The organism is Robertmurraya sp. GLU-23 (assembly GCF_052983275.1).
This window is the reverse complement of the sequence record NZ_JBRKCV010000009.1, coordinates 18,876-32,845: the sequence shown is the minus strand read 5'-3', so window position 1 is coordinate 32,845 and position 13,970 is coordinate 18,876. Positions and strand designations below refer to the sequence as shown.

The following is a 13,970-nucleotide window of genomic DNA, read 5'->3' as shown; positions in this document are numbered from 1 at the left end:
CTACTCGGCAATGATTCTCCACGATTGATTTCACCATGATATAATTCCCCACCGGAAACATCCACTATGTGATTCATTTTATTTTTAAATGCAATTAACTGGTATTATTAAGAAAAATATGGAAATTTTAGTAAGTAACAACATTTTTTGTATTCACCATTGGAGGGACACAAATTGATTCTGACTAATCCAATAAGTGTATCTGAAATAGGCTCTCTATGGCAGACCTATCAAGAAAAAACACTAATTATGAGATTTTTGGAATATTTCATTGAGAAAGCAGATGATACAGAAGCTAGGAATATCCTAGGCGGATTATGGCAGGAGCTGAACTTTTTTGTTAGAGAGATCGAGCAATTAATGACTGAACAAGGAATGGTCATACCTGTTGGATTTACTAAAGAAGATGTAAATTTAGAGGCTCCTAAATTATACGACAATGGCTTTGATATCATGTTTATCCGTATATTAAAGGAAGTTAGCATGGGCTTGTACACTCTAGGTATGAATATGACTTACAACCCGAAAGTGATGCAAATCTATGAGGGACTAACGACAGTAACCCAAAAAATTTATAAGCTTTCCACTTCTTATTTGCTTGAGAGAGGAATTCTTGCCCTTCCTCCAAAAGTGACCATGCCGAAAAAAACCGAGTTTATTAAAAGTAAAAAATACATGGAAGGCCTCAAATTCTTAGGAGATAAAAGAGCTTTGAATGACCTAGAAATTGGTATTCTCCATCATAATTTAGAGTCAAACAACATCGGGATGCAACTCATAACCGGCTTTGCACAATGCGCCCAAAAGAAAGAAGTGAGAGAATACTTTCTGAAAGGAAAAAAACTAGCACAAAAACAAATAAGAATGATGGAAGACATCCTTCGTGAAGGAGATGTACAGCTCTCTGCTACTAGCGGAGGTACGGTCACTACTTCAACTGTCGCTCCATTTTCAGACAAACTCATGATGCATTGCATTTATATCCTCAATGGATTTGGCCTTGTAGGAACTGGTACCGGTGCTTTTTTCAGTTTAAGAAATGATCTTTCTATGAAATCCATGCTTCTAGCTAAAGACGTCTATCTTTACGCACAAGAAGGAATCGAAATTAAAATTAAGAATGGTTGGTTTGAGGAACCTCCACAAATGGAGGATCGGAATCAGATTATTAAAAATAGAAATTGAGTAATACAAAAAACACGGAGAGAATCGCAAATTTTCTCCGTGTTTCCCCTATTCTATTGTTTTTTTGAAAATAAGTTAGAAGTTACAGAGGAATTGAATCCTTTCAGAATCAACCACACAGCTAAAATCATTTCATTCGCTGCTACTGGCAGTGCCAACAACCCACCCCAAACAGACACTTGTTCTATTATATCGAACATAACTAACAAGGCACAAATAAACACAAGAGATGCCCCGGTCATACCCAATATGGGAATAAACCTCGGTACGAGCTTGGTTTTATAAAATATATAACTGTACATCATCGTATTGATACCGAGCATGAAGTTGGGCCCTAGCATAAATGTCCATTCATGGATGGCTTTTAATACGGTACCTGACGTTTGAAAAGCTGCAGCATCTGGAGCACCAGCTGCAACAAATGTGTGACTTAACGTCAGAAGGGACAGCACACTGATCACACCAATCGTAATGACAATCGCTTCAAGAAACCGAAAACTAACATGCCATAAAGCGATCGTTTCGTTATATCTCCTTAAAATCGGAAACATCGTCGTTGCTGTACCCACCACTGAAACGACAAGAATTAACTCCATTAACGCTCCCCATATAACTCGGTTCGCGTGTTTGGAACCATTGATCAAGTAATCGGAACCGTTTAAGATCGGATCGTATAATATCACACCCGCTACCGCCGAAACGGCCGCTAGAATAAACAATACTCCCACTAGTTTGTCTGCTCTTTTGTTTATCATTATTTATTTATCCCCTTCTGTTCATAAATTGACAAACGGTACAGTAACAACAATCAAACATTCTACAGCGTTGGGTCATCTCCATAAAAGAATACTTCTTCCAACGGCAAGTGAAAGGCATGAGCAATGCGAAAAGCGAGTTCAAGAGATGGGGAGTAGTTTCCCTTTTCGAGAGCCACGATGGTTTGTCTGGTTACACCCACCTTGTCAGCTAATTGCTGCTGGGTCATTTCATCATGATTAAATCGTAATTTTCGAATGTGATTGCCGACAAGATTTTTTCCCATTTTAGACTCCTCTCCGATAGTGATAAAGTCTCGTAACTGATCCAGTCACATCGGAAGCAAAGCCCGAAATGATCAGAATGATGAACATCACGTGTAACGGTTGGTAAATGATCAGTGATCCCATGGCAAGAAGAAATCCGAGGACAAACACAAAAAATGAATTTCGGAACGCTTTCAAGTCGATTAATTTATCCAATTCATCCGCAAATGTTGGTTCTTTTTCTCTGGTTGTTATTCTAAAGACGATGTTAAATATGATGCTTATTACAATGTGAGCGACAATTGAAACGACAGTCAGAGTGAGGACAAAGCTACCCCAAAAACGAAAGGTTTCAGGAGACTCTAGCCCTCCTTCAGGATACTGCGGGTACATATACAAACAATAAAACCCAAAAATGAGAATAGCACTGATCATTGACACGATACTTTTCTTTTCTTGATACGTCATAATAACCTCCCATTGTTAACTTGCCTTTACATGATGTTAAACCTGTTATACACAATGTATAATAAACTTTACATCAAGTCAAGAATATTTTACCAAAAAAAAGACCGGACACTTGGACAGTGTGCCGGCCTTGATTGTGATGAATGTAGCCATTTACTCCTCGGAAAGATAAGAACAACAATAATCTACCACCGAATGCACTTTTAATAAAAAGCTTTCGTTTGCAGGTACATAAAACACGCCATTATTTTCAATCGTCTTCCAATCTTGCCCCTGTAATTTATATTCAAGGACTCCCGCTTGAATATCCATCTCTTCTTTTTGAGATGTTGAAAATTCATATTCTCCTGGAAGCATGATTCCTAATGTTTTTCGAGTACCATCTTGAAAAACTGCGGTTCTACTTGTTACCTTTCCCTCAAAGTAAATATTTGCCTTTGTAGAGATTGTTACATTCGTAAATTCTGCCATTGGATCCATCCTCTCCCTTTTCTGTCCTCATTTAAACATAAAATCATTAATTGGGGAACAAAAAGTTGAGAGTCACCTAGGAATAAAAACTATAATTTTCTAAACTGATACTAGAACTATAAGTCTATTACGTTAATCTTCATTCCTTACCTATGCATTTCCTAAAATAATAAAAATGGTAACAGATTATATTAAAAATGTACGATTGACAGTTACTACTTGCCCTACCTTTTTATTATTTGAAACATATGCTGTTCATTGAAGGTTCGTAGTTTCTACTATGAACCCAAAATAATAGAAAGGAATGATATTATGGGTAAAAACAAAAATTTAGTAAGAGCATCCGCATTTAGAGCAGTTAATGTTACAACTCCTCAACCAGTCCCAGCAAATACTCCAATAAAAGTTATATTTCCAACACAGCAATTTGATTTAGCTGGTGAATATAACCCAAATAGCTCAACGTTTATTCCAGAAAATGATGGCGTATATTTAATATTAGCCTCAGTTGGATTCGCACCAACTAACCCGAATTTGGATTATCGTGCAAGAATTGAAATTCGTGTAAATGGTAATCCTGCGGTAGCCATTGACAATGATTTCTTTGGTGGAGGAACTCCATTTGTAAACAGTGTACAAGTATCTACTATCTTAAATTTGAAAGAAAATGATGTGGTCGAAGTGTTTGCTCAAAGCAACATTGCAGGAACAATTGACACAGGAGAAGACGGTTCACGTTTCGAAGCTGCTAGATTTCCTTCCCCATTACGCAAGGATGATGATAAGGAAGATGATGATTAATTCTACACATGAATGGTATAACATTTAGATAAATACGCAATATATTAAACCATGCCCTCGGTAACAGGTTTTGTCGCGAGGGCAAGGTATTTTTTTATCCCACATATTAATCCTTTTATTCTCCCTCCACAATCTTTGCAAATTCATCAAGAGTTGTGGAATACGTAATATACACTCTTGGTAAAAAATAAAGTTCATCTTTCATGCCTTTTTCAGAAAATAGTTCAGGAGTTGTCGTTAGTCCAAATCTATAGTATTTCTTCGTTTCTTCTACAACCTTTTTATCCGTATTGCCATATGGGTACGCAAGAGCAATCACAGGTTTGCCTGTTATGTGTTGAATTTTTTCTTTGGACTCTTTTAGTTCAATTTTAAAATTATTTATTTTCGTCAGATCAGGATGTGTAGCGGTATGAGACTGAATTGAAATCATACCCGAACCAACCATCATCTTTAGATCCGATGATGATAATCGGTTGGAACGGCCGATAAAGTCAGAAAGAACAAACACCGTACCTTTCGGTTGAAACCTTTCATTTTTCAGTTTTCGAAAAATGTCAAATGCATTCAGATTGTTTTTGTATCCGTCATCAAACTCCCTGTTCGAGGAAAAAAAGAATTTGACATCCAAGCTTTGTTTAAAAGCAAAAGTAATAGGCATCCCTATTTTAAAGGAATGCCCATTTTCATACGCCCCACTAAAGAAGACTTCTAACCATTTTCTGTTTTGTAGTTCCATGTGCAAAAACTAGTAAAAAAGCCTACAAAGATCACGGTCAAAATCGACAAGAGAAAGGTATCTTTTGAAATGAGCCATCCTCCCAAGGAAATAACAAGCGTATCGATTAAAAATATCGTTATTCCAACATTAATGTTAAAAAATTTTGAAATAAATTGGGCAATGAGATCTGTTCCTCCTGTACTTGTTTCATATCTAAGCATGATTCCAATACCCACTCCAATAAAAATCCCGCCCAATATCGAACTAACTATCGGGTGAAGAATCATATCAGATGGTAAAAGTTGAGAAGACGCCAGTAAATCAATGACAAAGGAAGAGATAAGCATCCCATGCAAACTATTATAAAAATAATTTTTGTTATATAACCAAGCTAGCACAAAAATCGGAACACTCAAAAAAATAATGACTAAACCCGCTTGTATCCCCGTTAAATACTTGATGATTAAACCAATCCCAATGATTCCACCGTCAAGTACCTCAAAGGGAACTAGAAAAAAATTGATACCAAAAGACAATAACATACTGCCGAGCAGGACAATTCCCGTTTTCTTAAGGAAATACACCATGTTGATTCATCTCCGAACTATATATGGCCTGTCCTTAATATATGCTTTTTATGGTGGTTTCTTTCATAAAAAAGAGCCACTAGGGCTTAAATTAAATGGTTCCGTTTTGAGGTACTATTTTTAAAATACGTGCCGAAATGACAGTCAGATGGTCATCGTTATTGATCTATAAAAATAAGATGTTTTGTCCTTAATCGTGTACCCAGCTAAGTAAAATAAGCGGATATTTTTCCGTTAGAGGCAAAATGGAGCTTGTTACGGGGCAAATAAGAGGAGTTTTTCCGGTTATGCTAAAAAAAATCTCTACTTTTCGACTTTTTCGAGCCAATAGGCTGAATCTCTCCGTTTATTTTAATGATTTTTAATAATAATTATTAATTAGGCGGAATTTCTCCTCCAATTTCTCCACTCGGGTGCTTAAAAAACTTCGCTCCATCATAAACCAAAAATAAATCTGTTACGTTTATTTCGAACTGTTCTTATTTGTCAGTATATAACCACATACAAGTACCACTGCAATGACTGAAGAAATTACCGAATATCTTAAAATAGTAAAGAAAAACTCTGGGTAAGGCGTCACCGTAAATGAAGTCATCCCATCTACATCTATCGTGTCTTGTTCCCTTTTCATAAAAATAATTAATAAAAAGAAAGAACCTATAAATGAATATATCCCTGTTTTCACTAAAATTTTCTCCATGAGATAATCCCTCCAGAAAATTTTGAAATCTCATCTTGAATTTTACCATAATTATCCTGAAAGCACTTGTTAAAATAGGTATTAAACAAATCGGGTTATTTCATCCCTCATCATCCCCGATCTTTCCAACATAATCGATTAAAAAGTGCAAAATTATGAGGGGGACAATCGAGTCTAATCCGATATATAAAATGGCGAAAAACAAGCCAATCAATGAGGTTTTAAAGACATTAAGAATTCCTTGGTAAGTGTGGGCCAAACCAAATAACAAGGAGGAAAAGATCAACACGGCCCAAATAGGAAAACCTGGAAACAGCTGTAAAAGGGCAAAAATCAGAAAGCCTCGGTAAATGATTTCTTCCGTAATTCCCGCTGTCCAAGACACATACGTCCATACACGTTTGTCTTCTTTCGAATGTGGCAAGATGTCTTTGAACACGATTTTCTCGTGCTCTCTTTTCTTTAGCTCAGCAATGTCATTTCTCATTTTTATACTAATCTTAGATCCTATTAAATAATATATGAGACTAACCAAATAGATTCCCGCTAATCCGAAAGAACCATACGTGACCCAAGGTCCTAAAGTTGATGTATTAATGTTGATTCGTTTTAAGCCAATGTCTTGGAAGTTCAAAGGACCAAATGCAGTTACTACTAAAATTGTAACAGTCGGAATCCAAAGACCGAGCATGACTTTTTTATAATACTTCACTCTCTCCGACGGATTTTGTCCGTCTCTACTTTTAAATTTTTGATAATCAAAGTAACCATAGACGGGTTCGTACATAACGAGAAATAAAAGGACGATCCAATAGAATATAATCAATGATTTCCCCTCCCTTGATTCACTAGTTCGTAAAAGGCACGTTCATCATCGACGGTAAAAAAGATACGTTGAATGTTCTTGTTTTTGTTTTGGATCGGCTCTGATAAAACGATTTCAAAAGTGGGTTCGTCAAAGCCTAATAAGGAGAGGTCGAGCACGTCTTTATTTTTTCGATCCTGTTCAAAATTGATTTTCCCACTTTTGATGGTGTTAATCCAAGATAGTGGGATTCTGATGGCGGGACGAATGCCTATCTTAATGGTTAGTTGATGGTTATGAATGAGGATTGGATTTTTTATTACTGCCCGCAAATCAATCATCAGGAACAAAATCGTGGAAAGGGATAGGAATAAGTGGATCCAATGAAGAATGGGACTCCATTTGTATAGAAGAAACGAGACACCAATCGTCTCAACTACACATACAGCCACCATCGCCCAAATAAACCCAGTATAACCAGACTTTTTATGATACGTAAATTGACGGTTCAACCCAACAGCAGAATCCATTATGTTTCTCCTCCACTTACCACAATATGATGTAGCTTTTTCAATTTTTCATGGTATTTGATAATATCTTCTTCTGGCAGTCTAAGGAAATACTTTCCTAACACCCTTTCATCTATGGCGGTCATGTCTGTGAAAAATTGCTTCCCCTTTTCATCGAGGTATACAAACACTTCTCTTCGGTTTTCCATATTCGTCTCTCTTTTTACATATTGCTTCTTTTCGAGTTTCTGGATAAACTGACTCGCTGCACTTGGGGTACCGTTAATGATTTCAGCAATCTCGTTCATCGTGAGGCGATGCTTTTTATCTAATATACTTAAAACCAGTGATTGCTTCTGAGAAAAGAAAGAGTCAGGACGCTGGGATAATTCCCCAAAAAGCTAACACTTTCATCATTAAACATACTAGGAATTGGATACGTAGCCTTTCCATTCGGATCGTACGCACCCTTTGCTATGTACAAAGGTTCCTTTCCTTCTGGGAAATTAATATGGAGTTGATCTCGGTATGCCACTCTTTTAAAAATGACGTCTTTAAGGTCAGCCAGTTCCTTTTTTACCTCACCGTCATTCCATGTATAAGAACCAAGAAAGACTTGTGTTTTTTGTTCACCTAAAGAAATGACCGGAACGGGTGGCTTCTCTTCTTTGTACACCTTTTGCTTGTCAAAATAAATCATAACTACTGTGACAATCGTGAACCCGATCAACCAAAGTAGGGCCTTTTTATAATCTCGCTTTCTCTCAGTCTTCTTCTCCAACCTCAGTCCTCCTTAATTAAATTCTTCTTTAAGGATGCCGTATTGAGCCAAATCGTAGTATTGACCAAAGCGGGACACATGCTGTCTCAAGGTTCCTTCGTATTTAAGTCCAATTTTCTCCATGATTCTCCACGAGCCTGGGTTGGTGGTAAAGCTTTGGGCGTAAATTCGGTTAAGCTCGAGTACTTTAAATCCATATTGAAGAACTGCCTTCGCGGCTTCCGTTCCGTAGCCTTGTCCCCAATAAGGCTTTCCAACCCAATACGCAAGTTCCCCACGGTTAAAGGTAGAATGGATGCTGATGGCCATCAGTCCGATTAGCTCGTTCGTTTCTTTTTCAATGATGGCACGGGTGATAAGCTTCCCTGTTCTCTCCGATTCTAGCGCACTATGTATGAATGCAACAGCTGAACCCTCTGGATATGGATGCGGTATGTTGAGGGTGGTTTTCGCCACCTCGTGATCGCCTGCTAATTTTTCGATTCGATTGGCGTCTGTTGCCTCGAGCTTTCTTAATATTAATCTTTCGGTTACTAACGTCATTCAACCTACTCCCTCCTTTTATACTCCTAACACCCAATGAAAAAGCTTTGCATATGCAAAAGGTAGACTAATAGCAATCAATGCCCCGATAGCAACCGCTGAAGATACATACTCGAATAACTGACGAAAATTGATTTCCTTTCGTTTATAACCGATATACAGTACTCTGATCATAAATAATACAGTTATCAGGATAATGAGTGCGGAAAACATACTCGCGATGATTACTTCCATAGGAACCTCCATTAAGCTTATTCTTATGAAAATTTTACCATCCCTTTTATGTAATTGATATCCGATTCTATGAAAAAGAGAAAATTCCCTGACATTACATTCAGCCCATACTTTATTGATGCTCAAGAGGGGGATTTTTCATAATTAGAACCCATTTGATTAAAATCCACTCGCTCCGAACTCCTTTTCATCTGTTTATTTGCTATTTCTATGATATATTTGATATTTCGAGAGTTTACCTGCTATTTTACGAGGGTGCATTGTCCCTTAGAAAACATCAAAAAGGCCCATCAAGGGCCTTTTTCACTACTTACTTAATATTCGTAATCTGTCCAGGTGTAATGTAGCCTTTTGTTTTCCCACTTTGAATATAGTACCAAGAACCCGTCTTTTGAATCACTACCACTTCGTTGTTCTTATTCAGCCTTCCTAATGCCTTCGAACTGCTAGATGTGTTTTGTCTGATGACCACGTTGTTAACCGTGATTTTTCCTTTAAACACATTATTCAAGGTGAATTTATGGGGTGCAATCGAGCGGTTTTTTGCTACATCAGAAGCAATGATCTCAACCGTATATGCTCCATTTGTATTCTTTACCGCATCCCAAACCAAACTATATTTTCCGGCTGATTTTTTGAAGTTACTTTGAAGTGTTTTGACGATTTTGCCTTTAGAATCCTTGACATTTATCGTAACATAAGACGTTTCATCCACTGAGTAAGCAAGAGTCACTTTTTTCGTACTGTTATTATGTGTAGCTGAGACGTTATTCACACTAGGTGCTTTTGTATCTTTGACCGGATTGTTAACGGTGAATTTACTTACTGCTGATGCTTTATTACCAGCTAAATCAGTCGCAATGATTCCAAATGTATAATCTCCGTTAGTAAGAGTCGATACAGCCCAATCAGCCGTGTATTTTCCAGCTGCTTTTTTGACCTCCGTCTCTAGCTGTTTAAGAATGACTCCTTTTGAATCTTTCACGTAAACCGTAACAAGAGACTCTTCATTGATTGAATAGGTTAAAGAATAGGCCTTTTTCGTTGCGTTATAAGAATTTGTTACGTCTATAATAATCGGTGCCGTTGTATCAGTTACAACCACTGGTTGTTCTGGTTCCGAGGTCACCGCTTGTGTCACAGCTGCCTGAACCGGAGTAATGGTCGTTGGAGCCACCGATTTATCTATTTCAGCATACGTCGGAGTAATCGTCACTCCTGTGTAGTAAAATTTAAGGATTTCCTCATAAGATTTACCAGCGTCGCCCATGTACTTGGCGCCCCATTGGCTCATCCCTACTCCATGTCCATCTCCGTTTCCTTTCACAGAAACAATAGCTGTTTCCGTATTGACGGAATCCACAAGATAACTTAACATGACTCGATTTCCAATCATGGCCCGAATTCTAGATACTCCCACGTCTTTATAGGAAACGCGCTGAGGAATTAATTTTCCGCTAGCATCCACCATATCTTTGACCAGAAAATCAACCGTGATATTCCCTAGACTGACACGGCCACCAGTCCCCTTATTGTGAAGAGAAAAATCTGAAATTGATACAATTTTAATGTCTTTGTTTGCATATCCGTTATTGTTTAACCACATCTTAAGATTATACGCAATCGTTGCATCTGCTTCTTTTGTTGCAGTCCACCATTCCGACGATTTAGATAAATCTTTACCAGTCAGATCAATTTGCGTCTTATTAAAAGAAAAAACCCATGGTGTTTTTGGATCAAAAGAATCTTCCTTAATCGTTAAATAAGGTACTTGAATATTTCCCCAAGCATTGGCGTTGCTTTCCGTCATCCCACCATTACTAGCGGAGTAAACTGCATCAATCAAACGGCCCCCGGAAAGCAATACTTGACCTTTTGTGTCTTCAACTGCTTTTGTCGTATTCGGTGTCCAAATATATCCACCATACACTTGATACGAGATGGTATCGTTGATAATTCCGCGACTCAAATAGCTTATCGCATAGGTTCTCGCTGCGACCGCTTGCGTTTTTAATGCTTCGAGGTTCCAAGAAGGATACATCTCAAGCGGAACAACACCCTTTAGGTAATCTTCCATATAAACGGAATTGATCGGGCGAACATATTGATTGTTTTCAATTACAAAATCAAAACTTCCTAAATATAAACGGTTGTTGATTGAAAGTGCTGTTCTAGGTTGAACGGCTTGTGCTGAGAACGTGTCATATGAATTTAGTAAACTGCCATTTTGGTATAAGGATAGTTTTCCATTTACTAGTTTTAATACATACGTTTCTCCCGTTTTCAGAACAACGTTCGAATCATTAGTTATATAATCGCCATTTGGCTTTATGGTAATTTCTGACTTATTTCCTAAGTAATTGACCAACTTTACTTTTACAATCGGCTCTGAGGTTAGAGCCTGTACATTATTATATGGAAATAAAGAGATGATCATAGCAAAAATCAAAAGTAACAAGAGGTATTTTTTCATGCTAGGCCTCCAAACCTATTAATATGCAAGACTAGTAATACTATATTAAGAGTTTGGACCTATAGCAATGGTGTCTTTCTTCCAGAAATTTAAGTAGCTTCTATTAAAAAACTCTCAGCATTTTTGCTGAGAGTCCATTTCTTTAGCCTATTGTCCAAACCAAGCACTGTAATAACGACTAAAAGCCACCGCAAAGTCCCCTCTTGTCACCTTTTGACCCGGAGTAAAGTTTGCTTCAATCGTCGGAAAAAGATCATATGGTCCTTGTTTCACTACAAAGCTAGCATTTAAAATATTTAAATCTAGAGCCAACTGAACATACCCCTTCATCGTTGCAGGAATCTTATCGCTGTCTTTAACCGGTATTCTTTCCCCATTGTACAAGACGGTCACATCGCCGCTGTGTTCTCTAGCTTCTTTTTCTAGACCTAGCGCTTGAACCAATGAAAAAGCCAAATCAACCTTTGAAACCTCTCCATTTGGTTTGAATTGATTCATTGAATCAAGCTGCATAACACCATTATTTGTCCATCCACGATCACGAATGGCAGCCCCTTTCCCTACAACGGCTTGAACAAATGGTAGAGCAGCACCGCTCACATCATTAACATTATTCAATAAACTTTGTCTTACACCCGCTCCCATGACGAGGGAACGTGCCAATTCTTGACGAAGTAAATATTGATTTGGCTTAAATGTTCCATCATCGTAACCATCTATCAATCTCTCATTTACAGCCATTTTTATCGCATCTTCTGCTGGATGACCATCTATATCGGATAAGCCAGAAAAGCCACTAACCTTTGAAAAAGCTAATGTTCCTTTCACGGTCTCTGGTAATGCTGCACCAATGGGGTTCAATTCGTCGCCTCTAAGGCCTCGAATTTCGACTTTCCACTCTCCCTTTTGTGGAGATGTTACGGAAACCGTTCGGTCATAATAAAGAGGGAATAAAAGGTTAACGCCTGAACTATATTCCGTTCCATCTGGTGAAATTAACACTAGATTAATCGGGTTTCCCGTCTGACCCAATAACCCTTCCCCGTTGATCTTTGCTTCCACTTGCGATACTCCCTCTTCTACTGTGAAGGTATAACTATTCGAACTTAAAGTGACTGGATTATAGTTGACTTCAAATGCCTTCCTATCTGTACTAGAGTCAACAAAACTATGAAAACTTTGATTCTCATTCACCGTACTCCCGTATGTGCGTTGGAACATGACCTGGTCAATGGCCGAGTAGGCATTGACATATCCTGCCCCCACTTCCCATGTCTCATACCCTGGCATATTTGTAGCCGTATCTTGTAACACTTGTTTAATCTCATTTGGTGATAGTGTTGGGTCTGCTTCTAATAATAGTGCCACGATACCAGCAACATGAGGGGTGGCCATCGATGTACCGCTCATGGTCGTATAAAAAGGTAAGTATGCAGGTTCAATATATTCTGCATCAGATGTTGCTCCTAATGAGGAAACTGGTGCTAAGACACGAGTAGAGATAATGTCTACTCCTGGAGCCGTGATCGTCGGTCGGTCCTCCCAGCTCCATTTCTGTCCATCAAGTTCAAACGTTCCGCCAACCCCTTTTGTTCCTCTAGATGAAAAATCCGCTAGTTTCCCATCCTTTTCACCTGCTGCAACCGATATTACCCAAGGAGCTTTCGCATAAGGATTGTGTGTGTTTTCTCCAGGTCCTTCATTTCCTGCTGCAAATAAGACCGTAATTCCTCTATCATAAGCCTCCTTACTTGCTAGATTAATCGGGTCATTTGGGTCAAAGTCACCTGAAGAACCCCAGGAGTTCGTGATTACACGAATATTGTATTCCCTTTGGTGAGTAATCGCATAATCAAACCCACCAATCCCATCAAGGATAAAAAGTGCGGCACCCGATCCATAACCGATTAGGTCCGCTCCAGGTGCTACTCCCTCATACTTTCCTCCTGAGCTTGCTCCTGTTCCACCTACAGTCCCAGCTACATGTGTTCCGTGACCAGAATTCGTATCGGTATTCATGATATTTTCTACATAACTAATCGGTAATAATTCAGGCGCTAAGCTATTTAAATTGGTACTTCCCATTACATTTTGGACAAGATTTCTTCCAAACTCGTGGTCCTTATGTGTTCCATCCACTCCACTATCGTTGACAACTACCCCAATATCCTTACCTGTTAGAGGCAGACCACCATTTGCTTTTCTTATTGCCTCATCTGTTCTAGCCTTATCGACCCCAGTTAATTCAGTTGCATCATAGTTAAAGTATTCTAGTTTTCGATTTAAAAAGAGTGATTTTATCCCTTCTTGATTGGCCAGCTTTTGAATTTGTTCCTTTGATGCTAGGACACCTACAATAGGAAGAGATTTCATGGAGACTCCTGTCGAGATCCCAACCTCTTTTAATAAATTTAGCTGTGTATCTTTGGGCGCCCCATTCCCATCAAAAGTAACAATCACCTGTAACATGCCAGTCGCACTTTGAAGAGCTTCCACTAATTTTTCATCGAGTATAGTGGTGGTGGTCGCAGATGCTTTCATGCCTGGAGATCCACTAAATAATATTCCTATCATCAATAGGAAAGAAATCAATACTGAAACACTTTTCTTCATTTACTCACCCTCCCGTTTTTCTCCTTCTCACTTATTATCTGAAATTTACTTCTCTCC

The 13,970-nt window shown here is 38.3% G+C and carries 17 protein-coding genes; 2 read left to right on the top strand and 15 right to left on the bottom strand.

Translation table 11 applies throughout. From position 1 onward, the window contains the following. Positions 1–174: 174 nt before the first annotated feature. Positions 175–1,185, top strand: a complete 1,011-nt coding sequence (locus ACVBAX_RS15075; RefSeq protein ID WP_447117728.1) for a DUF3231 family protein — start codon at positions 175–177, stop codon at positions 1,183–1,185. A 53-nt stretch (positions 1,186–1,238) separates the two neighbouring features. Here ACVBAX_RS15075 and ACVBAX_RS15070 read toward each other — a convergent pair whose 3' ends face one another. The 4 genes from ACVBAX_RS15070 to ppnP all read right to left on the bottom strand — a co-directional run bounded on the left by ACVBAX_RS15070 (position 1,239) and on the right by ppnP (position 3,146). Beyond that, positions 1,239–1,940: a DUF4386 domain-containing protein gene (locus ACVBAX_RS15070; protein WP_447117727.1), complete on the bottom strand. Its 702-nt coding sequence runs from the start codon at positions 1,938–1,940 to the stop codon at positions 1,239–1,241. A 62-nt stretch (positions 1,941–2,002) separates the two neighbouring features. Then, complete coding sequence (locus ACVBAX_RS15065) at positions 2,003–2,227, bottom strand: helix-turn-helix transcriptional regulator (RefSeq protein WP_430775746.1); 225 nt, start codon at positions 2,225–2,227, stop codon at positions 2,003–2,005. A 1-nt stretch (position 2,228) separates the two neighbouring features. Beyond that, complete coding sequence (locus tag ACVBAX_RS15060; RefSeq protein WP_447117726.1) at positions 2,229–2,675, bottom strand: hypothetical protein; 447 nt, start codon at positions 2,673–2,675, stop codon at positions 2,229–2,231. 153 nt (positions 2,676–2,828) lie between these two features. Then, complete coding sequence (gene ppnP / locus ACVBAX_RS15055; RefSeq protein ID WP_430775744.1) at positions 2,829–3,146, bottom strand: pyrimidine/purine nucleoside phosphorylase; 318 nt, start codon at positions 3,144–3,146, stop codon at positions 2,829–2,831. A 312-nt stretch (positions 3,147–3,458) separates the two neighbouring features. On the opposite strand from ppnP, the gene ACVBAX_RS15050 reads away from it, so the two are divergent. Continuing rightward, positions 3,459–3,947 (top strand): ABC transporter permease, encoded by a 489-nt coding sequence (locus ACVBAX_RS15050; RefSeq protein WP_447117725.1) that lies wholly within the window; start codon positions 3,459–3,461, stop codon positions 3,945–3,947. Positions 3,948–4,062: 115 nt separating this feature from the next. Here ACVBAX_RS15050 and ACVBAX_RS15045 read toward each other — a convergent pair whose 3' ends face one another. The 11 genes from ACVBAX_RS15045 to ACVBAX_RS14995 all read right to left on the bottom strand — a co-directional run bounded on the left by ACVBAX_RS15045 (position 4,063) and on the right by ACVBAX_RS14995 (position 13,913). Next, positions 4,063–4,686 carry a polysaccharide deacetylase family protein gene (locus tag ACVBAX_RS15045; RefSeq protein WP_447117724.1) on the bottom strand — a complete coding sequence of 208 codons (624 nt, stop codon included), beginning with the start codon at positions 4,684–4,686 and terminating at the stop codon, positions 4,063–4,065. Continuing rightward, a complete protein-coding gene (locus ACVBAX_RS15040; RefSeq protein WP_447117844.1) occupies positions 4,659–5,252 on the bottom strand; it encodes a YitT family protein in 594 nt (197 codons plus the stop codon). The genes ACVBAX_RS15045 and ACVBAX_RS15040 overlap by 28 nt, the downstream gene beginning before the upstream one ends. A 466-nt stretch (positions 5,253–5,718) precedes the next feature. Next, on the bottom strand, positions 5,719–5,955 hold the full coding sequence (locus ACVBAX_RS15035; protein WP_447117723.1) for a hypothetical protein: 237 nt from the start codon (positions 5,953–5,955) through the stop codon (positions 5,719–5,721). A gap of 100 nt (positions 5,956–6,055) precedes the next feature. Then, on the bottom strand, positions 6,056–6,781 hold the full coding sequence (locus ACVBAX_RS15030; RefSeq protein WP_447117722.1) for a CPBP family intramembrane glutamic endopeptidase: 726 nt from the start codon (positions 6,779–6,781) through the stop codon (positions 6,056–6,058). Beyond that, the gene (locus ACVBAX_RS15025; RefSeq protein ID WP_447117721.1) at positions 6,778–7,290 is read right to left on the bottom strand and encodes a hypothetical protein; all 513 of its coding nucleotides are present in this window, start codon (positions 7,288–7,290) and stop codon (positions 6,778–6,780) included. The genes ACVBAX_RS15030 and ACVBAX_RS15025 overlap by 4 nt, the downstream gene beginning before the upstream one ends. Continuing rightward, a complete protein-coding gene (locus ACVBAX_RS15020) occupies positions 7,290–7,577 on the bottom strand; it encodes a MarR family winged helix-turn-helix transcriptional regulator (RefSeq protein WP_447117720.1) in 288 nt (95 codons plus the stop codon). Before ACVBAX_RS15020 ends, ACVBAX_RS15025 begins: the two co-directional genes overlap by 1 nt. A 29-nt stretch (positions 7,578–7,606) precedes the next feature. Then, positions 7,607–8,050, bottom strand: a complete 444-nt coding sequence (locus ACVBAX_RS15015; RefSeq protein WP_447117719.1) for a hypothetical protein — start codon at positions 8,048–8,050, stop codon at positions 7,607–7,609. Positions 8,051–8,062: 12 nt separating this feature from the next. Beyond that, on the bottom strand, positions 8,063–8,593 hold the full coding sequence (locus ACVBAX_RS15010; RefSeq protein ID WP_447117718.1) for a GNAT family N-acetyltransferase: 531 nt from the start codon (positions 8,591–8,593) through the stop codon (positions 8,063–8,065). An 18-nt stretch (positions 8,594–8,611) separates the two neighbouring features. Further along, on the bottom strand, positions 8,612–8,827 hold the full coding sequence (locus ACVBAX_RS15005) for a hypothetical protein (protein WP_447117717.1): 216 nt from the start codon (positions 8,825–8,827) through the stop codon (positions 8,612–8,614). Positions 8,828–9,137: 310 nt separating this feature from the next. Next, on the bottom strand, positions 9,138–11,300 hold the full coding sequence (locus ACVBAX_RS15000; RefSeq protein ID WP_447117716.1) for a SpoIID/LytB domain-containing protein: 2,163 nt from the start codon (positions 11,298–11,300) through the stop codon (positions 9,138–9,140). A gap of 147 nt (positions 11,301–11,447) precedes the next feature. After that, positions 11,448–13,913: a S8 family peptidase gene (locus ACVBAX_RS14995; RefSeq protein ID WP_447117715.1), complete on the bottom strand. Its 2,466-nt coding sequence runs from the start codon at positions 13,911–13,913 to the stop codon at positions 11,448–11,450. Between the last annotated feature and the right edge of the window lie 57 nt (positions 13,914–13,970).